The sequence below is a fragment of the Bacillus sp. PK6-026 genome (assembly GCF_054161455.1).
Genome location: NZ_CP096418.1, coordinates 691,665 through 716,336, shown reverse-complemented (window position 1 = coordinate 716,336; position 24,672 = coordinate 691,665). Strand labels below are relative to the sequence as shown.

The 24,672-nt window shown below is 45.4% G+C and carries 24 protein-coding genes, 1 pseudogene, 1 riboswitch and 1 other annotated feature; of the genes and pseudogenes, 11 read left to right on the top strand and 14 right to left on the bottom strand.

Going from position 1 to position 24,672, the window contains the following annotated elements; all coding sequences use genetic code 11:
- Nucleotides 1-61: 61 nt before the first annotated feature.
- The 9 genes from M1D59_RS03605 to M1D59_RS03565 all read right to left on the bottom strand — a co-directional run bounded on the left by M1D59_RS03605 (nt 62) and on the right by M1D59_RS03565 (nt 11,014).
- Entirely contained in the window at nt 62-250 is a 189-nt protein-coding gene (locus tag M1D59_RS03605) for a hypothetical protein (RefSeq protein WP_020450431.1), read from the bottom strand.
- 108 nt (nt 251-358) lie between these two features.
- Nucleotides 359-1,114, bottom strand: coding sequence for a BAR domain-containing protein (locus M1D59_RS03600; RefSeq protein ID WP_020450430.1), 756 nt, complete (start codon nt 1,112-1,114; stop codon nt 359-361).
- A gap of 217 nt (nt 1,115-1,331) precedes the next feature.
- Nucleotides 1,332-2,654, bottom strand: coding sequence for an NCS2 family permease (locus tag M1D59_RS03595; RefSeq protein WP_020450429.1), 1,323 nt, complete (start codon nt 2,652-2,654; stop codon nt 1,332-1,334).
- Nucleotides 2,655-2,787: 133 nt separating this feature from the next.
- Nucleotides 2,788-2,889: riboswitch (purine riboswitch) on the bottom strand.
- A 115-nt stretch (nt 2,890-3,004) separates the two neighbouring features.
- On the bottom strand, nt 3,005-3,556 hold the full coding sequence (locus M1D59_RS03590; RefSeq protein WP_020450428.1) for a hypothetical protein: 552 nt from the start codon (nt 3,554-3,556) through the stop codon (nt 3,005-3,007).
- 40 nt (nt 3,557-3,596) lie between these two features.
- Nucleotides 3,597-5,138 carry a glutamine-hydrolyzing GMP synthase gene (guaA, locus tag M1D59_RS03585; protein WP_020450427.1) on the bottom strand — a complete coding sequence of 514 codons (1,542 nt, stop codon included), beginning with the start codon at nt 5,136-5,138 and terminating at the stop codon, nt 3,597-3,599.
- Nucleotides 5,139-5,326: 188 nt separating this feature from the next.
- Nucleotides 5,327-7,552, bottom strand: a complete 2,226-nt coding sequence (locus M1D59_RS03580; protein ID WP_020450426.1) for a DUF4129 domain-containing transglutaminase family protein — start codon at nt 7,550-7,552, stop codon at nt 5,327-5,329.
- A 4-nt stretch (nt 7,553-7,556) separates the two neighbouring features.
- Nucleotides 7,557-8,768: a DUF58 domain-containing protein gene (locus tag M1D59_RS03575; protein ID WP_458117792.1), complete on the bottom strand. Its 1,212-nt coding sequence runs from the start codon at nt 8,766-8,768 to the stop codon at nt 7,557-7,559.
- Nucleotides 8,768-9,730, bottom strand: a complete 963-nt coding sequence (locus tag M1D59_RS03570; RefSeq protein WP_020450424.1) for an AAA family ATPase — start codon at nt 9,728-9,730, stop codon at nt 8,768-8,770. Before M1D59_RS03570 ends, M1D59_RS03575 begins: the two co-directional genes overlap by 1 nt.
- A gap of 411 nt (nt 9,731-10,141) precedes the next feature.
- Nucleotides 10,142-11,014 (bottom strand): cation diffusion facilitator family transporter, encoded by an 873-nt coding sequence (locus tag M1D59_RS03565; RefSeq protein WP_075755274.1) that lies wholly within the window; start codon nt 11,012-11,014, stop codon nt 10,142-10,144.
- A gap of 451 nt (nt 11,015-11,465) precedes the next feature.
- On the opposite strand from M1D59_RS03565, the pseudogene M1D59_RS03560 reads away from it, so the two are divergent.
- Together M1D59_RS03560 and M1D59_RS03555 are read left to right on the top strand one after the other, a co-directional pair.
- A pseudogene (locus M1D59_RS03560) lies at nt 11,466-11,810 on the top strand (DUF4064 domain-containing protein); the annotation flags it as partial.
- Between the two features lie 75 nt (nt 11,811-11,885).
- Nucleotides 11,886-12,386, top strand: coding sequence for a DUF4352 domain-containing protein (locus M1D59_RS03555; RefSeq protein ID WP_025810309.1), 501 nt, complete (start codon nt 11,886-11,888; stop codon nt 12,384-12,386).
- A 36-nt stretch (nt 12,387-12,422) separates the two neighbouring features.
- Here M1D59_RS03555 and M1D59_RS03550 read toward each other — a convergent pair whose 3' ends face one another.
- A complete protein-coding gene (locus M1D59_RS03550; protein ID WP_445604627.1) occupies nt 12,423-13,430 on the bottom strand; it encodes an acyltransferase family protein in 1,008 nt (335 codons plus the stop codon).
- A 274-nt stretch (nt 13,431-13,704) separates the two neighbouring features.
- On the opposite strand from M1D59_RS03550, the gene M1D59_RS03545 reads away from it, so the two are divergent.
- Both M1D59_RS03545 and M1D59_RS03540 read left to right on the top strand, forming a co-directional pair.
- Nucleotides 13,705-15,246, top strand: a complete 1,542-nt coding sequence (locus tag M1D59_RS03545; protein WP_035337064.1) for a multicopper oxidase family protein — start codon at nt 13,705-13,707, stop codon at nt 15,244-15,246.
- A 108-nt stretch (nt 15,247-15,354) separates the two neighbouring features.
- Nucleotides 15,355-16,227, top strand: coding sequence for an AraC family transcriptional regulator (locus M1D59_RS03540; protein WP_268490003.1), 873 nt, complete (start codon nt 15,355-15,357; stop codon nt 16,225-16,227).
- A gap of 43 nt (nt 16,228-16,270) precedes the next feature.
- Here M1D59_RS03540 and M1D59_RS03535 read toward each other — a convergent pair whose 3' ends face one another.
- Nucleotides 16,271-16,915 carry an SDR family oxidoreductase gene (locus M1D59_RS03535; protein ID WP_271725897.1) on the bottom strand — a complete coding sequence of 215 codons (645 nt, stop codon included), beginning with the start codon at nt 16,913-16,915 and terminating at the stop codon, nt 16,271-16,273.
- 136 nt (nt 16,916-17,051) lie between these two features.
- Nucleotides 17,052-17,600: a signal peptidase I gene (gene lepB / locus M1D59_RS03530; protein WP_020450416.1), complete on the bottom strand. Its 549-nt coding sequence runs from the start codon at nt 17,598-17,600 to the stop codon at nt 17,052-17,054.
- 290 nt (nt 17,601-17,890) lie between these two features.
- On the opposite strand from lepB, the gene M1D59_RS03525 reads away from it, so the two are divergent.
- The 3 genes from M1D59_RS03525 to M1D59_RS03515 all read left to right on the top strand — a co-directional run bounded on the left by M1D59_RS03525 (nt 17,891) and on the right by M1D59_RS03515 (nt 19,669).
- The gene (locus M1D59_RS03525; RefSeq protein WP_026578947.1) at nt 17,891-18,157 is read left to right on the top strand and encodes a hypothetical protein; all 267 of its coding nucleotides are present in this window, start codon (nt 17,891-17,893) and stop codon (nt 18,155-18,157) included.
- A gap of 122 nt (nt 18,158-18,279) precedes the next feature.
- A complete protein-coding gene (locus tag M1D59_RS03520) occupies nt 18,280-18,582 on the top strand; it encodes a small nuclear ribonucleoprotein (RefSeq protein ID WP_023855574.1) in 303 nt (100 codons plus the stop codon).
- 94 nt (nt 18,583-18,676) lie between these two features.
- Complete coding sequence (locus M1D59_RS03515) at nt 18,677-19,669, top strand: DUF4003 domain-containing protein (protein WP_458117791.1); 993 nt, start codon at nt 18,677-18,679, stop codon at nt 19,667-19,669.
- Nucleotides 19,670-19,713: 44 nt separating this feature from the next.
- Here the strand turns inward: M1D59_RS03515 and M1D59_RS03510 are convergent, their stop codons facing one another.
- A complete protein-coding gene (locus M1D59_RS03510) occupies nt 19,714-20,733 on the bottom strand; it encodes a hypothetical protein (RefSeq protein WP_231006307.1) in 1,020 nt (339 codons plus the stop codon).
- Nucleotides 20,734-20,789: 56 nt separating this feature from the next.
- Nucleotides 20,790-21,170 carry an RlpA-like double-psi beta-barrel domain-containing protein gene (locus M1D59_RS03505; protein WP_020450411.1) on the bottom strand — a complete coding sequence of 127 codons (381 nt, stop codon included), beginning with the start codon at nt 21,168-21,170 and terminating at the stop codon, nt 20,790-20,792.
- 192 nt (nt 21,171-21,362) lie between these two features.
- Between M1D59_RS03505 and M1D59_RS03500 the strand changes: the two genes are divergently transcribed.
- From M1D59_RS03500 to tyrS, 4 genes are all read left to right on the top strand, one after another.
- Complete coding sequence (locus tag M1D59_RS03500; protein ID WP_458118038.1) at nt 21,363-21,764, top strand: hypothetical protein; 402 nt, start codon at nt 21,363-21,365, stop codon at nt 21,762-21,764.
- Nucleotides 21,761-22,327 (top strand): hypothetical protein, encoded by a 567-nt coding sequence (locus M1D59_RS03495; RefSeq protein WP_035337074.1) that lies wholly within the window; start codon nt 21,761-21,763, stop codon nt 22,325-22,327. The genes M1D59_RS03500 and M1D59_RS03495 overlap by 4 nt, the downstream gene beginning before the upstream one ends.
- Before the next feature lie 197 nt (nt 22,328-22,524).
- Nucleotides 22,525-22,971, top strand: a complete 447-nt coding sequence (locus tag M1D59_RS03490; RefSeq protein WP_223254891.1) for a MarR family transcriptional regulator — start codon at nt 22,525-22,527, stop codon at nt 22,969-22,971.
- Nucleotides 22,966-23,183 (top strand) — a binding site (T-box leader). (Overlaps the previous gene by 6 nt.)
- Before the next feature lie 42 nt (nt 23,184-23,225).
- Nucleotides 23,226-24,479 (top strand): tyrosine--tRNA ligase, encoded by a 1,254-nt coding sequence (gene tyrS, locus M1D59_RS03485; RefSeq protein ID WP_151253334.1) that lies wholly within the window; start codon nt 23,226-23,228, stop codon nt 24,477-24,479.
- Nucleotides 24,480-24,672: the final 193 nt, after the last annotated feature.

Below are 24,672 nucleotides of genomic sequence, written 5' to 3'. Positions count from 1 at the left end.
TTTTTCTGCCGGTTTCAAAGCATTGAAACACAATTAAAAAAGACGTTCAAATGAACGTCTTTCAGAGCTGGTGCTTATGATCCCGCTGACGATCTCCAACGGATTCGCTCAGTTTGCGGTGCTCCTTTTCCAAATCGCTCAGCGTGTATGACGAGAGGTCTTTCAAATTGTCCAGCCGCCCTGATTTTGCAAGCTGCCTGATTAAATACTCCTTTTTTTGTTTTACAGCTTTTCGAAGAAAGTTAGCCATCGATCACTCCCCCATCTTATTGGTTAAAATATATATTATTCTTATGAGTCAACTCAGAATTAATGCGGAGAAAAAACCGGTTCTTCAAGAAGAACCGGCAATATCTCCTTAAACAGGAATAAGCGACGACAACAAGTATCCGCCTACCAGCTTCCATGTTGCCGCAACGAATACCAATTCAAGCAAAAAGACGGTAAACACACAGTACATCAGGTCAAACCGCGCTTTTTCGCTTTTTTCATAAATCGATTGAATCAGCGTAAAAGTCCCGAATGTCAATCCCATAAAGATGACGATCGAGAGAATCACCGTCGCGGCCGTGAAGTTGATAATCGCGAATATCATCCACAAAGCGGCGGGGACGATAAACGGAACCAATAGAGAACCGTACTTTGCCGTGATATCGAAAAATGAAACTTTATACCTGAGCATAAAATTCGATACAACCCAGCTCGATGCTGCCATCCAAAACATGAAAGCCATGCAATAGATAAACACAACCAAAAACACTTCCAGGAACGGCACTGACACGCCGAACCCGAGAATTCTCCCCCTGCCCGCAAGCAGCTGATAAAAGTTGCCGAGCGAAAAGAAAACGGCTAAAAGCGTCATTGAAATAACGGAATACTTAAAATAAGACCGGTCAAAATCAAGTGCGCTGCGCACCGGGGATTTTAAAATATCGAGCACAAAGCTGAAATAGCGGAACAAAGCGGCAATCACGCTCTCCATCACCGATTTGACTTTCGCCGCAGACGGATTCGTCTCCTTGCTTTTCTTCGCTTTTTTCCGGGAATTCCTCGACATCCTCGAAGCAGGTTCTTCTATATCATCTTCATTTCGTTTGTGATGTTCTTCAATCATATAAGCAACTCCTATTCTATTCAAAAGCTTTACATAAATGAAAAGCACTTTTATAAATTACATAAGCTGTGTGAAACAGTCAAGACAAACCTCTTTTTATCATAGATGCGGCAGCCCTTATATATGACGAAAAACGAAGGCGGAAGGTTCCGTTTTTAATGATTTGAAAATAAAAAAGGCTTGTCCAAATGAACAAGCCTTTTTCGCACAGCACACCTTATTTCAAGAAAATGAAATAAAGAATGAATACAACAGCCAATCCGTACATAATCGGATGGATCTCTTTTGCTTTGCCTTTAAAGATCATCGTGATCGGGTAGAAAATAAATCCGATCGCGATTCCGGTGGCGATGCTGTATGTCAGCGGCATCGCGATCATCGTGAAGAATGCTGGCACCGCAATCTCAAACTTCGTCCAGTCGATTTTGTTGAGATTCGCCACCATCAGCACGCCGACGATGATTAAAGCAGGCGCCGTCACTTGCGAAGTGATAACGCTGAGGACAGGCGAGAAGAACAGCGACAGCAAGAACAAAGCGCCTGTTACGATCGCCGCAAAACCGCTTCTCGCTCCGGCCGCTACCCCGGCACTTGACTCAACATAAGCGGTCGTAGTCGATGTACCAAGGATCGCTCCGGCAACAGTTGCGGAAGAATCGGCAAGCAAAGCCCTGCCAGCGCGCGGCAGTTTGTTATCCTTCATCAAACCGGCTTGTGATGCAACCCCCACCAATGTACCGGCCGTATCAAAAAAGTCGACGAATAAAAACGTTAAAATAACGACAAGCATCTGCACCGAAAAGATATCGTGAAGGTGGATAAAGGCTTGTCCAAATGTCGGTGCAAGGCTGGGAACAGCACCGACAATTTTGTCAGGAACATCAATCTGACCGAAGATCATGCCGACAATCGCCGTGAGCAGCATACCGAAGAAAATGCCGCCGTTCACGCGCAATACCATTAAAATGACAGTAATGATCAGTCCGAAAACAGTCAAAAGAACGGGACCTGAATGAATATTTCCAAACGACACAATGGTATCCGGGTTGGATACGACGATTTTGGAGCCCTGCAAACCGACGAAAGCGATAAACAGACCAATTCCCGCACCGACAGCCATTTTCAGCTCATAAGGAATCGAATTGATAATTTTTTCCCTCAAACCGGACAGCGAAAGAGCGATAAAAATTAGTCCGGAAACCATAACCCCGGAAAGGGCCGTCTGCCATGGAATCTGCATGTTCAGAATAACGGAGAATGCAAAGAATGCGTTAAGCCCCATTCCGGGCGCAAGGGCGATCGGATACTTCGCAAGCAGCCCCATGATAAAACAGCCGACAGCTGCTGAAACCGCTGTTGCCGTAAAGACCGCGCTTTGATCCATTCTCAATGCATCCGGGAAATTTTCCACCGACGCCAGAGAAAGGGTAAGCGGGTTGACGATCAAAATATATGCCATGGACAAAAATGTGGTAAGTCCGCCGATCATTTCTCTCCGGTAGTTTGTACCCAATTCTTCAAACTGAAAGTAACGCTTCAAAATGGTATACTCCTCTCGTTTGTCTGTCGCTTTTATTGTTTCAAAAACCTTTGCTTTTAAACAAAAAACGCCCCAATTGGCGGGACGCTTGACTACGGCATATTTCATACTGAAAAAATGTTTTTTTCACGGACAAAATATTGTATACAAGCGTAGTCAAGCTATTTACGGTAGCTTGGTAGAAACTTATGGGCCATATCCCCATGATTATACGACAAGTCTTTTTTGAATTACTATACTATTGTAGCAATATCTAACGCTGAACACAATACAAAAAAACGAACATTAATGATTTTAATGTTCGCTTCGTTCGTTGTTTTTTCCAGATTCTGACCGTAGTCTGCAGCGGGTTAATTCCCTGTTTTCTTCAATTCAATCAAGTGCACCTTGTGATCATTGAAATAAAATTCAAGCACCACGTCTCTTTTTTTATCCTGATATTGTATTCCGGTTTCATACCCTTCGACAAACCAAAGCTCTTTATATTCTTTTCCATATACTTCGACCACTGTTTGAAGTGTATCGTTGATTTTGATGCCTTTTGCAATAGTCACGGTTTGAGCGGAAGAAATATTGAACAATAGCACAATTTTCTCCTGTTTATCTATTTCTGCTTTTACGCCTGACATATTTTTGGCTTTATATTCCACAACCCCTGTTCCACTTTTTACAAATCGATGGTCATTTTTAACGCTGTCGCCGATTTTTAAGCCTGCAATACTCTCGTTTTCCAGACTGACGGATGTAAAGTTCACCGTTGCAGCAAAATAAAAAATGAACGCAAGTACGGCGAACAGACAGAGGACGCCTGATAAGGCCATTCGGGAAATTATTTTTTTCTTGAGCAGAAACAGAGCTGTTGCGGTGATGAAAGCAATGAATATAACTGATTCCTCTCCCAATAAAAAACGCCCCAGCCTCATAAAGGCTGGGGCATTTGTCTTATTCCCACTCGATTGTTGCAGGCGGCTTGCTCGTAATGTCGTAAACCACACGGTTAATGTGCTTCACTTCATTGACGATCCGTGTCGAGATTGTCTCAAGGACATCCCAAGGAATTCTCGCCCAGTCGGATGTCATGCCGTCAATCGATGTCACGGCGCGAATGCCGATCGTATAGTCATAAGTTCTTGCGTCTCCCATGACGCCGACGCTGCGGATATCAGGAAGAACAGTGAAGTATTGCCAAATATCTTTTTCAAGATCAGCTTTGGCGATTTCTTCGCGGAGAATCGCATCTGATTCGCGGACGATTTCAAGCTTTTCATCCGTCACTTCTCCAAGAACGCGGATGCCGAGGCCTGGCCCCGGGAACGGCTGGCGCCAAACGATTTCGTCGGGGATGCCGAGCTCGGTACCGAGCGCACGCACTTCGTCTTTGAAGAGCGTATTCAGCGGTTCGATCAGTTCAAACTGCATGTCTTCCGGAAGTCCGCCGACATTGTGATGCGATTTGATCGTCTGAGCTGTCGCTGTTCCGCTCTCGATAATGTCGGTGTAAAGCGTTCCCTGTGCAAGGAAGTCAATACCTTTCAGTTTTTCCGCTTCATCGTCAAACACGTAGATAAACTCATTACCGATGATTTTACGTTTTTGCTCAGGGTCTGAGACGCCTTTAAGCTTGTTCAGGAAGCGGTCTTTCGCATCAACTTTGATCACGTTCATGTTGAAGCCTTCACTGAACGTCTTCATCACGCCTTCCGCTTCGCCTTTTCGAAGGAGCCCGTGGTCTACGAAAATACAAGTGAGCTGGTCGCCGATCGCTTTATGGATCAAGACCGCAACGACAGAGGAGTCAACCCCTCCGCTCAAGGCGCACAGCACTTGCTTATCGCCGACTGTTTCGCGGATTTTCTGCATTTCAATCTCAATAAAGTTTTCCATTGACCATTCGCCGGCACATTCACAAACACCGAAAACGAAGTTTTTCAAAAGGTCGTTTCCGTATTCTGAATGGCGGACTTCCGGATGGAATTGTACGCCGTACCATTTCTTATCCTTCTTGCTCATTGCTGAATTCGGGCAATGATGGCTTGTCGCATCAACGGTAAAGCCTTCTGGAACTTCAACAACTAGATCACCATGACTCATCCAGACGACCTGTTCGTTTGGAAGATCTTTAAACAGATCCGGTTCACCCTCGATATGAATGTTCGCTTTTCCGTATTCGCGCTGGCTCGCAGCTTCTACTTTTCCGCCAAGGTAATGCGTCATCAGCTGCATGCCGTAGCAAATGCCAAGAACAGGGATGTCCAGTTCGAAAATCTTTTCGTCGCAGCGGAAAGATCCTTCGTCATAAACGCTGTTCGGACCGCCGGACAAAATAATTCCTTTCGGATTCATTTCTTTAATTTCCTCTGCCGTCAATGTATGAGGATGCAATTCACTGTATACACCAAACTCACGAATGCGGCGGGTAATCAGCTGGTTGTACTGACTTCCAAAATCCAACACAAGAATCATTTCATTTACTAACTTCGTCATGGTGTCACCTCTTTATCAAATTGTCTTTTTGCACAGAAAAAATGGCGGCAGACACACGGCCGTCCTGCCCCCATTCACGGGACAAGGCCCGGCTTGTCCGATAGATAAGCCGCCGAGCCTGCCAGCAAGAATATATAAGGGTTTTTAATATTCACTTATTCTAACAATACGACTGAAAGCGGTCAAGACTATCTCTTTTTAATTAAATTTTCCCATAACTCCGCCGAATCATTCCACAGCTTTGCGGCGTCTTCCTTTCGATACAAAGCCCGTTCATATTGCCGGGTCAAAGCTGTCATTTCACCGTTTTGAAAGCGTTCATCAACCGTCTTCGCAAACTCGCGCAGCGTCTGTCCTTCTTCTTTTTGCATGCCTTGGCGCTTCAGCTGGCGGAGCAGCTCTTCGTAAGCTTTGAAGAAAACCGCGCCATCACGCCGTTTTTTCAGCCTGTTGATGATGATGTGCGGCATCCATTTTGCCCTTGTAAAGTAAAGCACCGCTGTCAACGCCAGCAACAGACCGAGTACAGCCGCACCAGTCAAAAGGGTACGGTCTGCATCCCCGCTGCCGGCATGAGAACCGCCATTGGCATCACGCTTTGTCTGAGGTTCGGGCTTCTCTTTGTTGTCTTGTTCTTTTACATCCTGCGGACGCTGACCTCCGTCGTTTTTCTTATCATCTTCTTTTTTATCAGAAGCCGCGCCAGATTGCCGGCCGCTGGACTCTTCAACGAGCTGCTCCGGATTTAAAAAGCCTTTCGTCGGTTCAAACGTAACCCAGCCTTGTCCTTCAAAGTACACTTCAACCCAGGAATGGGCATTGTTGTTTGTCACCTCGTAAATCGTCCGTTTCCGGTCTGCCGTCGTTCCTGCATATTCACCGGATGTATAGCCTTTCACCCAGCGGGCCGGTATTCCGGCCGACCGCAGCAGCACGATCATGGCTGTGGAAAAATTGTCGCAGTAGCCGATTTTCGTCTCAAATAAGAACTGATCGACATAATCCTGCTCTCCTTTAGGAACAGCCACATCTTCCGTTTCATAAGAAAACTCGGAAGAACCGAGATACTTCTCAATCGCTTTCGCTTTGTCATATATATTATCTTCGTCTTTCGTTAAATCGTGCGCCAATGTTTTCACGCGGTCGGGAAGGGAAGTGGGAAGCTGCAGATACTTCTCATGGCTTCTGCTCCATTTTCCCTCCGACTCAAAGCTGACCTTCCTCAGCTGATCAACATCAAAGACGGGTGATTTATAGGTGGCCGAATAGCTTTCCAGGTTCTGAATGTCCGCGCCTGTCTTGCCGGCCGGTTTTATTTTCTCTGTGTTTAAGTTCATGCGGAGCGGTACAAAGAAATTGTTGAGCTTGATTTCAGTCGTCCCAATCGGATACAGGACGTGATCGTACCGATAAGCCGGATCGATATCAACGATCGCTTTGCGCGTTTCGGTCTTCACGCCTTCGTCGTACCACTGGTAATCCAGCTCACCCTTGTCAAGCTGGATGGACGCGCCCGTTTTTTCGTCTTCAATCCAGCCTTTACCTGTATAGCGGCTTTTCGTTTCCACCCTGAAATAGCTTCGTTCATTTCCCTGCCACGTAAATACCCATGTATCGTCTTTTGAAAATGGCCCGCCCAATGCCTCATCATTCGTTCCATAGCCGACTTTGCTTTTGCCTGAGGAAGCAAAATCGCCTGTCGCAGCCGTCTGCAGAAACGGCACCGGATCAGGCCAGACGGGATCGGCTTTCGGCGAGACCGCGCCGATGCAAACGGCGGCGGCAGTCATCAATAAGAGCGGTGTAAACCATTTGGCAAACCGCGATCTTGAGGATTTTAACGCTTCTGATTCCCTGATCCGTTCCAAATACAGCAGGCCGAGAAGCAAAAAGCCGATCAGCACGATCCGGACGATCGCATATGATGCGTCAAACGGCGTAAATGTATCGATCACGGCGATATAAACAACGGTCATGATAAAAAAGAATAAAATTCTGCGCTGATAGATCACCCAGTAATGCAGCAAGTATACAAGCAGCCAAAGAAGGACGTAAAAGAGCAGCGTCCGAAACAACGGCGACATATCCCGCCACATGCCGGAGAAAATATAGGAGAAATTTTGATTTAAATCCTGAAAAAGCAGGGCAATCCATGAAGGTGAAAACACCGATCCTTCGTAAAAAATCGTGTGCAGCGCAAACAGAACGAAGCCAAGGCTGACCGGAAATCTGATAAACCAAGGGACCTTAAAAAATGTAAGCAAGAATACTAAGGCAATAAACAAAATAAAAAAGACGGTGTGCCCCGTATCGGTAAAATACTGCAAAGGACGCAGCCATTCCCACAGCAGCAAAAAGGTTAGGACATAAAAAAGCAATAAACCGAAACTGTTTCTTTTTCCCCCGGACAACATTTTCTCACCTCGCTTCAGCAAAACCCCGGGAAAAATGTTCCCCGTAAATGACGTTCACTTCAATCCCCCGCGCTTTTAATTGTTGGACAGCGGCGCTTTCCTCACTTGAGAGAGCTCCGCCTTTTTTCTTCACCAAACAAATGACGGGCAGTCCGCCGGAGAGCGGTTTCTTCAAAACCTGCACCAATTCGTTGGTGATGCGGCTTGTCACAATATATTTAACGGCTTTTCTCATATCGGGATGGCCAAATTCCCCCTCCAGCAGACTGTGAAACGGCTGGACCGCATCGCAATCGGCAAGCGCCAAGTAGTAAAACAGCTTTCTCAGATGCTCCTCCCCTTGCCGAACCGGGAAGACATTCCGCTCTTTTCCTGTGGAAACAAGCCCTGCATTCGTCCCGCTCCTCATGGCAGAACGAATGATAGAAGCGGTAAACGCGACGATCTCTTCAAAAGCATCAGAGGGAGACTGATCCATGAAGACGAGCAGGTCATCCCCTTTCGTCTGCTCAAATTCCTTCGTCATCAGCTGGCTGCGCCGTGCTGACGTCTTCCAGTCGACCCATGCAAACCGGTCGCCCGGCTGGTATTCCCTGATACCTGATGCCAGTGTGCTGTCCTTTCGGCGAAGCTCTGAAACGCGGCCTGCATGTTCATCATAAGAGCTTCCGCTGGCGCGGAAAGTAATCTCTTGATAGGAAGGCAGAACGAGAAAGGAGTCTTCCAATTGAATCTCGCATTCTCTTTCCAGCAGTCCGAGCGGATCACCTGTGCGGACCCTGATTTTTGCTAAACGGTGGTCTCCTCTCGGGACCGAATTGATCGTGTACGTCATCTTAATTTCTTTTTTAAACCAAGGAAAGAGAAACTGTTTGGCTTCTGCCGAACGCCCGTTTCTCCCCAGCGAATCAGGCAGACATTCTTCCACGATCATAAACATGATCGGAAAGGGCCATTTTCTCTTTAGCACGACAAAAGCCTCCAATTGATCACCGGCTTTATACTGCCCGCGGCTCAGCCTCCGCTCCGCTGTCATGTTCTTCAGCGGATAAAAGGCAAGCATGAAAGCATAAAGCACAAAGGGAAGAAATGAGTAGAACAAAAACCAGCTGACAAATCCCCCTTGAAACATCGCATAGCAAAACGTTGAAGCAAACAGAAGAAACACGATACACAGCTTCCATCCGTACTTCACAAGACCGATGCGCTCTCTCATCAGTTGCTCATCGGTCTTCTGACCGGAACTTCCGTTTTTGACATAATGTCCTGAAGAACAGCTTCAGGCCGCTTTCCTTCAAATTTCGCCTCTGACCGTAGAATCATTCTGTGTGCAAGGGTAAAAGGTGCCAAATACTGAATATCATCAGGAATGACATAATCACGGTTATATAAAAATGCAAACGCCTGAGCAGCCTTCATCAAGGCGATTGAGCCGCGCGGACTCACGCCGAGATAAACGGCGGAATGACTCCTCGTTTTTTGGGCGATCTCAACAATGTATTCTTTAATCGCAGCGTCTACATACACCTTTTCAGCCTCTTTTTGAAATGCAGCAAGCTCTTCTTTCTCTATGACAGGCTCAACTTCCTCAATCGGGCTGCGGTTTTCCTGAAGATCGAGCACTTGAAGCTCTTCGCGCACTGTCGGATATCCCATTCTCAGCTTGAATAAAAAGCGGTCAAGCTGAGCTTCCGGCAGCGGATATGTCCCTTCATACTCGACGGGGTTTTGCGTGGCCATTACAAAAAAAGGTTTTGAAAGCGGCATTGTCACGCCGTCTACTGTCACACTTCCTTCTTCCATCGCTTCCAGAAGCGCCGACTGCGTTTTCGGCGACGTTCTGTTGATTTCATCTGCGAGAATGATATCTCCCATAATCGGGCCTGAACGGTATTCAAATTCCAGTGTTTTCGGATTATATATGGAAACGCCTGTTACATCTGAAGGCAGTAAATCTGGCGTAAACTGGATTCTCTTAAATTCAGCGCCGGTTGACTTTGCCAGGGCGCGAACCATCATCGTCTTTCCGACGCCTGGAACGTCTTCCAGCAGGACGTGTCCGTTTGCAAGAATGGCAGTCAGGCTTAAAACGGCAATATCTTTCTTTCCTACCATTACTTTGTCAATATTATCAGCTACTTTTCCCAAAACGGGATGCAGCGTTTCTTCGTATGCCATCCTCTTCCTCCTCATTGCTGACGAATCGAATTTATTTAACTTTACCATAAACGATGTACTCTCAGAAAACAACTAACTGGAGGAAAATAGAGTTTTGTCTTTTTTTATTTCGAATTTCAGAGTGAAAAACAAAAAAAGCGGTCAGTGACCGCTTCCAGATTGTTGACAAAATCCCAAAACGGCATTTAGTTTTGGGATTTTGTCATCCTTTCAGCATGATTGAAAACCCTTGCAGTCTAGGAAGGCCGAGCATCGGAAGTGACTTTCACAGGATGTGATGACGGCGGCGTTCAGGCAGGACGCCTGAGCGGTTAGCCGCCGATCCTTCTCCTATTCGTGAGCACCGACGCGCAGGCCTGACAACGAATGCGAGGGTTTGTCTACACGCTGAAAGCGGTCAGTGACCGCTTCTTATTTTTCTCCAGATGGCTCGATGTGAACATGGGAATGAACGATCGAGTGTTCCTCCTGCATTCTTCTCTCAATTTCATCGGCGATATCATGGCTTTCTGCAATGTTGAGGTCGGATCTCACTTCCACGATGATTTCCACGTGGATGGTGCTGCCCAAATAACGCGCTTTAACATCTTTGATTTTGCCGACGCCGGGAACTTTCCGAATCGTTTCTTTATACGTTGAAATATGTTTAATATCGAATCCGTCCGTCAAAGAATGGGCCGCCTCTTTAAAAATCCCCCAAGCCGTTTTGCAGATGATCAATCCGATGATAAATGCGGCTGCCGTATCGACCCAGGCAAGGTTAAATTGCGAAGCAAAGATGCCTGCGAACGTTCCGATGCTGACATAGGCATCTGATTTATTATCGGCGGCGGCTGCATAGAGGGCATGGCTGTTTACCTTTTTTGCCAGCCTTTTATTGTAGAGGAAAACCAAAAACATCACGATGGCACTGCCTGCCGCCGTCCAGGCCGCAATCATGTCCGGTGTCGTTTCTTTCGGATTAAACAGCATTTCACCCGAGCTGTACAGCACTTCAAGACCGACCACCATCATGATAAATGAAGCGATCATCGAGGCGATCGTCTCAGCGCGGAAATGTCCGTACGGATGGTCTTCATCAGGCGGCTTCTGAGAAATCCTGAGGCCGATCAGCACCGCTACTGAGGCAATAATATCTGTTGTATTGTTCAGTCCGTCGGCTCTGAGGGCTTCGGAGTGAAATAGAAGGCCGACGGCCAATTTAACAGCCGACAGTACAATGTAAGCGATGATGCTGACCCATGCCCCGGTTTCACCTTTTTTTAATTCATCATACCGTTCCATAAAAAGCTTCCTTTCCCATCCGTGTTTTCGCTTTTAATCATACAAAGCAAAACTTGAGTGAGTCTATAGAAACATGATTCACTTCTTGCAGAAATATAGTCAGAGTAGAACTTTTTTTATTTAAGGAAACAAATTTCAGTTGGGTCAAAACCGGTAAAACCCGCTCTGTATAAGGATTTTGCGAAAACCTCAATTTATTCACGCTGCATAGGATTAAAAGGTCGGTATCTTCTTTCTGAATATTTTTTCTTTAGTTCCCCTGCATGATTCTTCTAAAAAACATTAAACAAACCCAAAATTTAAACGATATTAAAAAAAGTCGAAAATAGTCCTTAAAACTCTGACAATATAAAATAATAGTAAAATAGTCACGAAAAATATATGGACTCTTTTCCTTTTTTGGATTAATATGTTTTAGACATTATGACATAGCTTATAAGGGGGACATTACATGTCAGAACAAACGAATTTTCAAGCCCCTGTCAAACGTACAGCAGAATTTGTACTGGGGTTACTAGGCGGTATTTTCGGGATTTTTGCAGGATTTTCAGGTTTATTATTCGGAGGATTAGGCGCCGCTTTAGAAGCGGATGGCGCCGGAGAAGTTATCGGATCATCCTGGGCGGTTATTTTGCTGTCTGCACTGGCCATCGTCGGTGCATGTATCGTAAAAAAACATACTAAATTAGCGGGTACTTTTTATATCGCGGCTGCAATAGGAGGAACTGTCGGCGTCAGCCTGGCATATATCGTTCCGCTTATTCTGCTATTAATCGGCGGATGTAAAGCATTGTTCAGCGGCGAGAATAAAGGCCTTGTCTTTAAAAAATGGTGGTTCTATGTCACGATTATTGGATCCATCGTATTCGTCATGATATTCGCTTCAAGCGGCTCTTCTTCTCAAGAAAGCAAATCGTCCGGTAGCAGTGCAAAGACGACAGCCGCAAAAACTAGCGAAGAAAAAAGCAATGACGATGCCAAAGAAGAAAAAACTGAATTTGGTTTAAATGAAACAGCTGATCTGGATGGCACCCAAATCACAGTGACCAACGTTAAAAAATCGATGGGCAATAAATTTATCAAACCAAAAAAAGGTAATGAATATGTGATTGTAACAGTTAACATAGAAAATAAAAGCGATAAAGATATTTCTTACAACCCGCTTGATTTTCAAATTCAAAACGAAGATGGACAAATTACGCATAATACTTATGCACTTTCAGATGATAACCAATTATCATCTGGAAATCTGACAAAAGACGGTAAGGTTTCTGGAACTATCGCTTTTCAGACAAAAAAGAGCAAAACATATAAAGTTATTTTCACTTCTAATTTTTGGAATGATGAAAAAATCACTTTTAACCTTCAATAATTCAAAAAAACTTGCAAAGTCTCCTTTGCAAGTTTTTTAATTGCATTTCTTCCGCCCAAGCACGATCGGATACCGGTTCAATAAAAAGATGCAAGGCACCATAACAAGTAATGTCATACCGGTGTAAAGCGCGCTCCATAACAGGGAACCGTATGTCTCATCAAGGGAAACCTGGGTAAAGTAGTAGACGACGGCTTTCAGCATCCTGATGACCGGGTAGTGCAGTACGAGAATGATCAGCGAGTTTTTGCCGAGGAATTGGAGTAGCTTCATTTTTTCGAGTTTAAAACTGCTGAAAATGACGCCTGCCGTTCCCAGAAATGAGGTCAGATAAAAGACCGCCATGTTTCCATACTCATTGGCCCTCATATCCACTCTGACGTTCAGGGTCTGTAAAAAGCCGACCGCGATGAATAAGAGAAGCGCTGGCAGCAGCGTTCTTCTGTCTCTCATCTCCCTCAGGCTATTTCTCGACAGAAAACCGGCCGAATAAAATACGATGGCGGTCAAGGCCACTTCAATATTCCACGGCAGCTTGATGCCCACAAATTGATCATTCAAATAGCCCAAGGCGGCCGACACCATTACGGCAATGACGATAAACAGCCTTCCTTTCCCCCATCTCTTCACGATAAAAAAAAGCATTTCAACGAGGAATAAGCATGTTAAAAACCAGAGCGCCGGGTTGTGTGTCAGCATGTAGTCATCAGGCATCGAATAAAAAATGCCTTTAAACGGTACAACCGGATCGACATCCGAACTCCCCGTAAACGTAAAATGCCTCTCAACGAGAACCCAGAATAAATAGGCAAGAACGGAAAAAATGAAGTACGGCAAAAGAAGCGTCTTTATTTTTTTAAGAAGAAATGATTTAAAAGTCATCTTCCCATCATGGTAAACGAGGCCGGACAGAAAGAAAAACAGCGGCATATGAAATGCGAAAATGAACGTTTTCAGCCAATCCGGCGTCGGTGTATGGCCCAACACGACCAATATAATTCCCACGCCCTTCGAAACATCAATCCACTCTATTCTTTTCTGCAATACGGGTATCTCCTTTCAGACCGCTTCGCCCCATAAGAAAGGGTTTACACATAATGTATCATCATCCCCGCCTCTCTTCCTCCGCGAAGCATGCCTTAAGGCGATTTTTAATCGTTAGGAAATATTCTGTTCATCTTCTTGTCATGATCGATTCTTTTTTTTAACATTCTCAGCACAAATTACATTTCTTATTCTCATCATGAGGAACCAGACCATGCAACCCGTCTTATAATGTAATGATCTTTTCATTAGAACAAAAGAGGACAGGTGAAACATGAAACTTGAAAAATTCGTTGACAAACTCCCCATTCCGAAAGTGCTTAAACCCCACAGCAAAAGCAAGGAAATGACCTATTATGAAGTCACGATGAAAGAATTTCAGCAGCAGCTCCACCGCGATCTGCCGCCGACCCGGCTGTTTGGATATAACGGGGTCTATCCCGGCCCCACCTTTGAAGTGCAAAAACACGAAAAAGTCGCGGTCAAATGGTTGAATAAGCTTCCGGATCATCATTTTCTCCCCGTCGACCATACAATTCATGACGACGGCCATCATGAACATGAAGTCAAAACGGTCGTTCATTTGCATGGAGGCCGGACACCGCCTGATAGCGACGGTTACCCGGAAGCCTGGTACACTAAAGATTTTCAAGTCAAAGGCCCTTTTTTTGAAAGGGAGGTGTATGAATATCCGAATGAGCAGGATGCTACGGCTCTCTGGTATCACGATCATGCAATGGCCATCACGAGGCTGAATGTATATGCGGGGCTTGTCGGTTTATATTTTATCCGCGACAGGGAAGAGCGGTCATTGAACTTGCCGAAGGGAGAATATGAAATTCCGCTCTTGATTCAGGATAAGTCCTTTCATGAAGATGGTTCATTGTTTTATCCGCGGCAGCCTGACAACCCTTCGCCGGATCTTCCCGACCCGTCGATTGTTCCGGCTTTTTGCGGTGATACCATTTTAGTCAACGGCAAGGTATGGCCTTATGATGAACTGGAACCTCGAAAATACCGTTTTCGGATACTGAACGCCTCCAATACGAGAATCTTTGAGCTGTATTTCGATCATGACATCACATTTCACCAAATCGGCACTGACGGTGGTCTTCTGCAGCATCCGGTTAAAGTCAATGAACTGGTGATCGCACCGGCTGAAAGATGCGATATCATCGTTGATTTTTCACGAGCTGAAGGAAAAACCGTGACATTGAAAAACCGGATCGGCTGCGGCGGACAAGACGCGGATCCCGATACAGATGCCGACATCATGCAATTCCGCATCTCAAAACCATTGAAGCAAAAAGATACAAGTTCATTGCCGAGAATATTGAGAAAACGCCCATTTTACCGGAGACACAAGATCAATACCCTTAGAAATCTGTCGTTGGGCGCGTCCCTTGACCAATATGGAAGACCTGTTCTGCTTTTAAACAACACAAAATGGCATGAACCGGTAACTGAAACTCCCGCCCTCGGCAGCACTGAGATCTGGTCGATCATCAATGCCGGAAGAGCGATCCATCCGATCCATTTACATCTTGTCCAATTTTTGATTCTCGACCACCGGCCGTTTGATATCGAACGGTATCAGGAAAACGGAGAACTAGTCTTTACAGGTCCGGCAGCTCCACCGGCACAGAATGAAAAGGGGCTGAAAGACACCGTCAAAGTACCTCCTGGCTCGGTGACGCGGATTATCGCAACCTTCGCACCGTACAGCGGCAGATATGTTTGGCACTGCCACATTCTGGAGCACGAAGATTACGATATGATGCGCCCTCTTGAAGTAACGGATATTCGTCATCAATAAGAAAAAGCCTCCGCATTTGGAGGCTTTTAAAAAAGCACAAATCATCAAAAAAACCATCGCTTGATCCTGTACAATAGGATCATCAAATCGTAAAGGCTGTGGATGAATATGGATGATTACGAAAGAATTCAAAACGCGGTTCATTTTATCGAAGAACACCTTCAAAACGATTTAAACATTACGGATATTGCGGCTAAATCATGTTTCTCCCCGTTTCATTTTCAAAGGCTTTTTCAGGCGATCTCCGGTTTTTCCGTTTATCAGTACATTCGCAACCGGCGTCTATCTGAAGCTGCGCTTCTGCTTGAGAAAACGGATCGTTCCATTCTCGAGATCGCAATCGATTTCGGCTATGGCTCTCAGGAAGCTTTCGGCAGGGCATTCTCACAGTATTTCGGCATCACTCCGGCCAAGTACCGCAAAGCAAAGGTCAAGCTTGATTTTCAAACCAAAATGAATTTTCTCGAATATAAAGAAAGGATGACTGGAGATATGAACATCCCAAAGCCGCACATCACTCATTTAAACGATATACATATGATCGGATATGAGTACCGGACAAATTTAAACGAGGAAAAGTATTTCGAAGATATCCCGAAATTCTACAACGATTTCGGCAGAAATGGATACTTTATGCAAATCCCTCAAAAAACAGATCCGAATATGTGTTACGGGCTGTCATGCCGCTTCCAGGATGACGGAGGTTTCTCATTTATCATCGGGGAAGCCGTTCGCGAAACAGCAGCCGGAGAAGTGCCGGAGCCGCTTATGTATATGAAAATTCCCGGCGGCAAATACGCCGTATTTCATGTGAACGGATCGACCGAATCCGTGCAGAACACAAGAAGATACATCTATGGATCATGGCTGATGAATACCAATTACGAGAGAACAGAAGGACCGGACTTTGAAGTGACTGATGTGTGCCGTTCGGTGCCGCCCAACGAGATGAAGATGACCATCTATATTCCGCTTCTGTAAAAACGCCGGGGAACCTTCTGACCACAGGTTCCCCGAATCACTTTCATATCGATTTAAGCGCCTCGGCGGGCGTTTGATCACCCGAAACCAAATCGAATGAACGCCGGAATGTATGCTCTTCAGCGAGCGCCGCCAAGATGGTATCAGCCACATCTTCTCGCGGAATCGTTCTGCGCTCAAGGTTTTCCGCCGCTTTCACCCGGCCTGTACCCGGTTCGTTTAACAGGCCTCCCGGACGGATAATCGTGTAGTTTAATCCGCTGCCTTCAAGAATCCGATCCGCATAATGTTTGGCGACATAATACGGCTTTAACGCTTCACTCCAATTTTCACGGCGGTGTGCCTGCAATGTGCTGACCATAATAAAACGGCGGATGCCCGCTTTTTCGGCAGCTTCGATCGTTTTAACCGCCCCATCCAAATCCACCAAAAGCGTTTTATCAGCGCCCGTTTTGCCGCCTGAGCCGGCGGTAAAGACAATCGCGTCGCAGCCTTTCGCCGCTTCTGCGATGCTTTCCACAGTGCCTTCTAAATTAGCGAGCGCGGTTTCTGTTCCCGATTGTTTCAAAGCCTGCGCCTGTTCTTCGTTTCTCACCATTGCTCTGACTTGATGTTCATCGCTCTCATTCAAGCTTTTCGTCAAACGGCGCCCGATTTGTCCGTTCGCCCCCACTACAAACACTTTCATCTGCTCATCCTCCTTGTTGTCCAGTTTCTTTTTTCATTATTTCACTGTACAGACAATGTTTCAAACCGCCCGCTCTCCAAAATGTGCGAATGCTAAAAAGGCTCCCCATACGTATCATGGGAAGCCTTTTTCGTTTCTATTCTATTCCGCCGATCTCATTGAAAGGAAAATAACGGAACTCAACTTTGCCGACAACGGAGTCCATTGTAATAAATCCGAAAAAGCGGCTGTCCTTGCTGTTTTGACGGTTATCACCCATCACGAACAAGTGGTCTTCCGGCACCTTTTGTTTGCCGGTTAATTTCTCCAGTGTGAAATTATCTGTTAAATGTTCATGAAGCGTCAGCTTTTGTTTGTTTTTCTTTAAATAAGGCTCATCATATACTTTTCCGTTAATATAAAGGACATCGTCCTTCATTTCGATCGTATCCCCCGGGAGGCCGATCACCCTTTTCACATAGTTTTCATCTGAATCAGGCGCGTGAAAAATAATTTTATCAAAGCGCTGAATATCGCTGATTTTACTAACCATGACCATGTTGCCGTCCTCTAAAGTCGGATACATTGAATCTCCCAAAACAGTTGACGGCGTAAACAGAAAATAGCGGCAAACCATGACAAGCGCGGCGGCTATGACAAGTGTTTTCACCCACGATAAGATTTCTTTTTTTCTACTATTTTTCATAAGTACTCTCCTTCACTTTCGGATCGTTTCATTGGCATTCCGCTCCTTCTATCCTATCAGACTGTCCGCCTGAATGCTTTCTCGCAAGCATCGGCAGGCGCAGCCGTAAAAAAATAGTTGATACATAATAATATTAGCGGTTGAAACGAAAAATCCTTTTATTCAATGTTGAATTTTGTCAGTTGATCAGCTTATTTACGGCACAACAAACCATTACATATGCACAGGCAAAACGCCCCTCTTTATAATACATTATCATATCATGACCCAAAGGCGGTGATTGCCTCAAAATGAGCAGCTACGAAGAGTACTATGACAATTACGATCCATACAGCCCTGAGCGGGAAAAAGAAAGACAGTCAAGGAAAGCGCTGCGTTCGGCGGATACCGATAAAACGGATAAAACGGATAAAACGGATAAAACAAATAATACGGATAAAACCGTTAAAACGGATAAAACCCGCAGCTCTGACGATGACCGGTTCAAATGCAGAAAAAGAAAGTGTTTTTCTGATGATGACGACGACCGTTTCAAGTGCCGCAGAAAGAAGTGCTGACCATTGATCTTTAAAGCCGATTCATATCGGCTTTTTTACATATACCACGGCTTCACCGTTCCAAGCCGGAACATTCATCCATTAGATGAATACCATAAATCTAAAAGGAGATGGAAATGAATATGAGTGTTCCGAAAGATGCCGTTTGCTCAATGCCCCATGATCATCAAAGGTCTTTGCACGATTTATGCCGCAAATACATGCACTATCACGTCGTGCTGAAAATGAAGGACGGCCGTTCCGTTCACGGGATCCTTGAAGGGGTGAACCGTCAGGAAGCATCTCTCCTCATTCCCGAAGACGTGACAGATGAAAGGCAGTTTTACGGCGGATACGGATATCCGCGCCGGCGATTCCGACGGTTCAGGAGCAGGATCTTCCCGTTTGTTATTATTGCCGCGCTGTATCCTTTTCCATATTATTAAGCAAAAGCCCGGTATGATGCCAAATCCATGAAACTTATTTTCCTTTGCTTCGTATATACAAAAACGACGCAAACCGAGGAAGGAGACAGATAAAATGGCATCTGCTAAACTGCAGCAGCGATTGGATCAATATAAAGCAATTTACTCTGAGTTAAAAAGCGATTTAAAATGGAAAGTCACAGATCAGCGGACATTGATGATGATTGCTTCCATGTATGTCGTCAACAAGCGGCCTTTTAATAAAGAACGGTTTTTAACGCTTAGTGAGGCCGTCAAACAGGCCGCCGGGACATTTTCGCCGTTAAAGTCGGCCCATCGCTATACATTCGCCGCTATGTTTGACGTGCGCTTTGAAGAACCTGAAACGCATATCAGACCTTTTTTCATTATTTACGAAAAACTGACCGGCAACGGATTCAAAAAAAGCATTTTCACCTACTTGTCCGCACTTATCCTTTTGACAAAATATCCTGATGAGCATGATCATGAAGACAAAATCAATCGGGCTTTGTCTATTTACAAAGGAATGAAGGACAAGCACGTCTTTTTAACATCGGCCGGCGATTACCCGCTCGCCGTGCTTTTGGCCGGTTCAGACATGGAAACAGGTGAACTGATCGACTATATCGAAGCGTTTTACCAAAAGCTGAACCAAGCGGGTTTTCGCAAAGGGAACGATTTGCAGTTTCTCAGCCACATCCTCTCGCTTTTGCCGGAGCGGGATGCCGATCAGCTTGTCGCCCGCTCCCTTCGGATATACGATGAATTGACAAAAAAGCATAGAAGACCGAAGCCTGTCCATTACCCGGAAATCGGACTGCTTGCATTGCTTGAGAACGGTGAAAAAGACATAGATGCCATCACAATCATGGCAGGCGCATTGAACAGCGATAAACTGTTCAGGTGGCAGAAAGACATGAATCTGAAAACGGCTGTCAATTTGTACATGAGCGAAAAAACGGAAGATCCGACGCTTCTGGAAACAGGACTTTATCAAACGCTTGAAGCCGTTATTCAAGCACAACAGACGGCAGCAATCGCCATTATGACGAGCTCGGCTGCGGAGTCTCAGGCAAACGGCTCATGATAAAACATCAGCCGGCACAGACTGTTTGTGCCGGCTGATGCTCATTATTCGTCAATAACGGAAAAGGTGTTGATAATCCCGTTTGTTTTTTCCCAGGCTTTGCTCACTTTATTCGTATCCATATCATACGAATAAATCGTTCTCACCCTTGCTTCGCTCCCCGTTTCATCTTCAAGCAGCTTTGCATCTTTTGCTTCAGCGAGAAAGTAAAGTTTTTTCCCGTCTTTCGAGAATTGCGGCTGTGCTGAGTCGACTAATGAAAATGCCCGCTGATCTGAAATGATCGCTTTATATTTTTTCGTTTCGGCATCCATCGCATAAATCGACTTCTGATCATCAGCCGATTCTGTAAAGACGATCGTTTTGCCATCCGGCGAAATTGCCGTGTCATTGATAAATTTTGCGATCGTTTTCACCTGGTGCTGATCTTTCTCATCCGCCAGGGAAATGTTCATATTCGTCGGTTTGGGCGGCACACCTTTGCTGTTGGCCTCATCTGTTTTTTGATAGTCTTCTTTCAATGAATAATGCAGCATAACGAATTGATTGTTCGCTTTGTTGTACTGATAGTAGCTGACGCTCTCGTCCTTGTTGTTTAACGATGGATAAATGACGTGAAACGCCTTTTGTTTTAAATCAAAGGAAGCGAGGTGAAAATTTCTCTCCTCCGCAAGGTTGTATCGCATGAACAGCTTCGAACCATCCGCCGATAAACTGAGTCCGTCGACATATTCATCCCCTGAATATAGGGTTGTTTTTTCGCCCGACTGCAAATCCAGCCTGATCAAATGCTTCATATTGCTGTTATCGGTGTTCGTATAATAAAGAATGCGTTTTTTCCGGTCTAATGCCGCAGCCGGGTAATCCGTCATCTTTTCTTCATACAGCTTATTTTGATTTTCATAGTAAGCGGTCATCAGCTTCTGATCGGTTATCGATACGAGCAGGTCCGAACCGCCGCCCTTTGCCGGCTCCGCTTTTTCCGGGACGAAATAGCGGAAGGCCGCAAATGCGCCTGCGGCTAAAATGACGGCCGCCAACAAAAACACAAAGACTTTTTTCATATTCGCCCCCGCCAATTGAAAGAAGCAAGAAAACGATTTTCCTTGCTTCTTTTCTCCTATTTTTTATATGTATAATGTCCGGCTACCTTTCCTTTGCTTGTCGGAAATCCCAAAGCTCTAAAAGCTTTCGGGCTTACATCCAACACAGCGCCCGGCATTCTGCCGACATCATATTTATAGACTGTAATGACTTTCTTTGGTTTTGCTTTAGAATAGGCTCTTATTTTTGTGCCTTTTCTCGGAACATCGAAGCCCATCTTTGTGGCGCAGTCCCAATGGCCGAGCCTTTTGCCGTCAGCGCCGACTTTGCCCACGCCGTTGTACCAAGTGATGTAGCCGCTGACTTTTTTCGTTTTAGCACTCGCCTCACCGGCAAAATTGAATGCCAATAGCAAGCTGCCTGCCAAAACAAAAACAGAAAAAAGTATCTTCTTCATATAAAAATATCCTCCGTGAATGGGATTTTTTTCTGACATTCAAATTATACCTTTTTTCATAGAAATGGTATTTTACAGTTTGTTTACGTTTAAAATGCAATTATTACGCCCAGTTTTCTACCAAACTATCAAGAACAGATGACACCTTTGCCAGGATCGTTCGTATATAAAAGAGAAACCGAAATGAATAGGATGATCACAGTGAAAAAATCGAAACTGATCTCGTTATCCGCGGCTGCGATGCTTTTCGCCGTTCCCCTATCTGGATGTTCATCATCCGCTTCAGACCGTTCACAGGAGGTCTCAGAAGACCATTCCATTCAAAAATACGATCTCGTATGGTTTGATTACGTGAATGACAGCGAATCCGACAAAGCACCTTTACTGAAAGCATCATACGTGAAAAATGGGAAAGAAAAGACGGAGACTTTCAAAAAATATGTAGAAAATGTGGAAAATGTCGAACAGCCTTATATTAAAATCCGCGATCATGAAGCCTTCATCTACCGTCCCCCATACATCAAATATAACCAGGAGCCGCTTGAGGGCGTCGTCAAAGATAAAGTGGAACAAAAAAGCAGTGATGAACAATGAAGAAAAAAAGCGCTCCTCTTATTTTGATCATGGCGCTGTCTCTCTTGCTGCCTTTTGCTCAAGCAGAGGCAACAGGCAGCAATGGAACATCCGGAACCAAGGCTTCGAGTTCCTCGGCTAATAACAGCTCTTTAAAAACACGTCCGGGTTCAGTCAACCAGAGAATGCGCAGTTATATGAATCAGTCTGCGAGCCGACAATATTTAAACAAGAGCAGTCAGTTCAACGCCATCCAGCGGACATTGCCGTCCAATGCCCTGTACAAAGGGAGCATCAAGCAAACACTCAATCAAAATCCTGCTGGATCAGCCTTTTTGAATTACTACTTTCCATACTGGATGATCTTCCACGCGGGCGGATATACAGCAGAACAAAAAAGCATGCTCCGCACCGCCGGAATCAAAGAAAAAGCGCTCTCTGAACGAAAAGAAAAAAGATATTGGCTGTTGATTGAAGATCAAAACGGAAAAGAACATGCCGTCCTCGTCTCAAAAAAACAGTATGACAACATTCAAAAAGGGGATCGGGTTGAAGTGCGCCGCAAACAGATCACCAAAAAATAGCTGAAACAAGTGCCGGTCATCATCATGATGCCGGCTTTTCTCGTCATATCAAAAAAGGGCTTGCATGGATGAAAACCATCTGTTAAAATTCGTTTCATAGCTAATGATTCTGAAAATAAAAAGGCAGGCGTCACGATTTGGATAGATCCCCCCATCTTCGACAGGAAGAACACGACACACTCATCAAGCTGAAACGCATGCCGATCGAGTCCTTGAATCTTGAAGCCATTTCGGTTGCCACCAACCTTTACCGGTCAGCGCAAAAGCTCCGCGTCAAAATGGAGACCGAGATCCTTTCCTCATATCAATTGTCATGGACGGCTTTTTCGATTCTTTACGATCTATGGGTATGGGGCAGGCTTGAAACGAGAAAACTCGCTGAACTGTCAGGCATTTCAACAGCCACTGCGAGCAATGTCATTAAAACGCTTGAAAAAAAGAACTTTTGCGGAAAAAGCACGGATCCGAGAGACCGCAGACACGTATACGCCGAGATCACCCCTGAAGGAAAAGCCGCTATTGAAGAGCTCTATCCGGCGTTCCACAAAGGGGAAACAATGCTGATCAAAGGCATGACAAAAGAGGAGCAGAATACATTGATCGAGCTCCTTCGAAAAGTGAACGACAATCTTCATAAACCATAAGCAACGACGGGAACAAGTAGCGGGCTGTCTCCCTGTTCCAGAGAGCCGGCGGCTGGTGCGAGCCGGTACAAAGGCAGACGCGAATTACCTCCCTGAGCTTTCTTTGTGAACCTTCAAGTAGCAAAGAACGGGAAACCGTTATCTGAAATAGAGCGGAAGACGGAGGTCTTCAACCAGGGTGGTACCGCGTGCATTTGAGCCACGTCCCTTATCGGGATGAGGCTCTTTTTTTATACAAAAAAGGAGGAGTTATCATGCAGCAACAACAATTTGATCAACTGACAACTGCCGAGAAGCGGGAAGTCGAAAGGCAGCTTCACTTATATATGAACGGAGCGGAGGAGGTCATTCCCCCGGAAGAACTGCGGGCAAAGCTGGCCAAATCGATTTTGACCGGCGAACCGCTGAAAATTAAGCTTGGTCTCGATCCGTCGGCGCCTGACGTTCATTTAGGCCACACTGTCGTCTTGAATAAGCTGCGCCAATTTCAGGAAAACGGGCATATCGTCCAGCTCCTGATCGGAGATTTCACAGGAAAAATCGGCGATCCGACAGGAAAATCCGCCGCAAGGAAACAGCTGACGGACGAAGAAGTCCGCCGCAATGCCGAAACATACTTTCAACAGTTTGGAAAAGTGCTTGATCAGAACAAAGTCGAGCTTCACTACAACTCAAAATGGCTGAAACGATTAACCTTGGAAGACGTCATTGCGCTCGCGGGCAAAATTACCGTCGCCCGTTTAATGGAACGCGATGATTTTGAAGAAAGAATGGCCATGCAAAAGCCGATTTCGCTTCATGAATTCTTTTACCCGTTGATGCAGGGATATGATTCGGTCGTTCTCGACAGCGATATCGAACTGGGCGGAACGGATCAGCATTTTAACGTGCTCATGGGCAGACACTTTCAGGAAAAGTATGGAAAAGAAAAACAGGTCGTCATTCTCATGCCGCTGCTTGAAGGACTTGACGGGGTTGAAAAAATGTCGAAATCAAAGAACAATTACATCGGCATTGATGAAGACCCTCATGAAATGTTCGGAAAAACGATGTCGCTTCCGGACAGTTTGATGAAAAAATATATCCATCTTGCGACCAACCTGGAGGCGGAAGATAAAAAACGACTTGTCAAAGATTTGGAAACGGGGGCCGTTCATCCGCGAGATGCGAAAATGCTTCTCGGGAAAACCATCGTCAACATGTATCATGGAAGCGAGGCAGCCGAAGCGGCCGAACAGCAGTTTAAAAAGGTTTTTCAGCAAAACAGCGCGCCGGACAATATAACGTCTGTACACTGGCAAGGTGACGGAACGGTGCCTGTCACCGATTTATTGGTGACGCTCGGACTCCTCCCTTCCAAAAGCGAAGCCCGCCGAATGATCCAAAACGGCGGCGTTAAAATCAACGGCATCAAAGCAGAATCGATTCATGCGGATGTGGCGGTCGAACACGGTATGATTATCCAAGTCGGCAAACGGAAGTTTGTCAAATTGCAAATGCCTCAATAAACATTCAGCCTAATCATCCTTTTAAAAGGATCGATTAGGCTGTTTTTCATGAAAAGCGCAGGCGTTAGAATTTGCAACAGGTCGGTATTCAATCGCCTGATGGTTTCGATTCGAAAAGCATATCCGAACGGCCTCCCGAACACCTTGATCTTAATTTTGCCTTCACCTCTCTGATTGCAAATAAGGCCGCCAG

Coding starts and splice junctions, on each gene's coding strand:
- guaA (WP_020450427.1), bottom strand. CDS start 5,138: ATGACGAAGTTAGTAAATGAAATGATTCTTGTGTTGGATTTTGGAAGT.
- M1D59_RS03575 (WP_458117792.1), bottom strand. CDS start 8,768: ATGAGAGAGCGCATCGGTCTTGTGAAGTACGGATGGAAGCTGTGTATC.
- M1D59_RS03565 (WP_075755274.1), bottom strand. CDS start 11,014: ATGGAACGGTATGATGAATTAAAAAAAGGTGAAACCGGGGCATGGGTC.
- M1D59_RS03545 (WP_035337064.1), top strand. CDS start 13,705: ATGAAACTTGAAAAATTCGTTGACAAACTCCCCATTCCGAAAGTGCTT.
- M1D59_RS03605 (WP_020450431.1), bottom strand. CDS start 250: ATGGCTAACTTTCTTCGAAAAGCTGTAAAACAAAAAAAGGAGTATTTA.
- M1D59_RS03580 (WP_020450426.1), bottom strand. CDS start 7,552: ATGTTGTCCGGGGGAAAAAGAAACAGTTTCGGTTTATTGCTTTTTTAT.
- lepB (WP_020450416.1), bottom strand. CDS start 17,600: ATGAAAAATAGTAGAAAAAAAGAAATCTTATCGTGGGTGAAAACACTT.
- M1D59_RS03570 (WP_020450424.1), bottom strand. CDS start 9,730: ATGGCATACGAAGAAACGCTGCATCCCGTTTTGGGAAAAGTAGCTGAT.
- M1D59_RS03600 (WP_020450430.1), bottom strand. CDS start 1,114: ATGATTGAAGAACATCACAAACGAAATGAAGATGATATAGAAGAACCT.
- M1D59_RS03525 (WP_026578947.1), top strand. CDS start 17,891: ATGAGCAGCTACGAAGAGTACTATGACAATTACGATCCATACAGCCCT.
- M1D59_RS03495 (WP_035337074.1), top strand. CDS start 21,761: ATGAAGAAAAAAAGCGCTCCTCTTATTTTGATCATGGCGCTGTCTCTC.
- M1D59_RS03505 (WP_020450411.1), bottom strand. CDS start 21,170: ATGAAGAAGATACTTTTTTCTGTTTTTGTTTTGGCAGGCAGCTTGCTA.
- M1D59_RS03520 (WP_023855574.1), top strand. CDS start 18,280: ATGAGTGTTCCGAAAGATGCCGTTTGCTCAATGCCCCATGATCATCAA.
- M1D59_RS03510 (WP_231006307.1), bottom strand. CDS start 20,733: ATGAAAAAAGTCTTTGTGTTTTTGTTGGCGGCCGTCATTTTAGCCGCA.
- M1D59_RS03490 (WP_223254891.1), top strand. CDS start 22,525: ATGCCGATCGAGTCCTTGAATCTTGAAGCCATTTCGGTTGCCACCAAC.
- M1D59_RS03535 (WP_271725897.1), bottom strand. CDS start 16,915: ATGAAAGTGTTTGTAGTGGGGGCGAACGGACAAATCGGGCGCCGTTTG.
- M1D59_RS03555 (WP_025810309.1), top strand. CDS start 11,886: ATGATATTCGCTTCAAGCGGCTCTTCTTCTCAAGAAAGCAAATCGTCC.
- tyrS (WP_151253334.1), top strand. CDS start 23,226: ATGCAGCAACAACAATTTGATCAACTGACAACTGCCGAGAAGCGGGAA.
- M1D59_RS03515 (WP_458117791.1), top strand. CDS start 18,677: ATGGCATCTGCTAAACTGCAGCAGCGATTGGATCAATATAAAGCAATT.
- M1D59_RS03540 (WP_268490003.1), top strand. CDS start 15,355: ATGGATGATTACGAAAGAATTCAAAACGCGGTTCATTTTATCGAAGAA.
- M1D59_RS03500 (WP_458118038.1), top strand. CDS start 21,363: ATGATCACAGTGAAAAAATCGAAACTGATCTCGTTATCCGCGGCTGCG.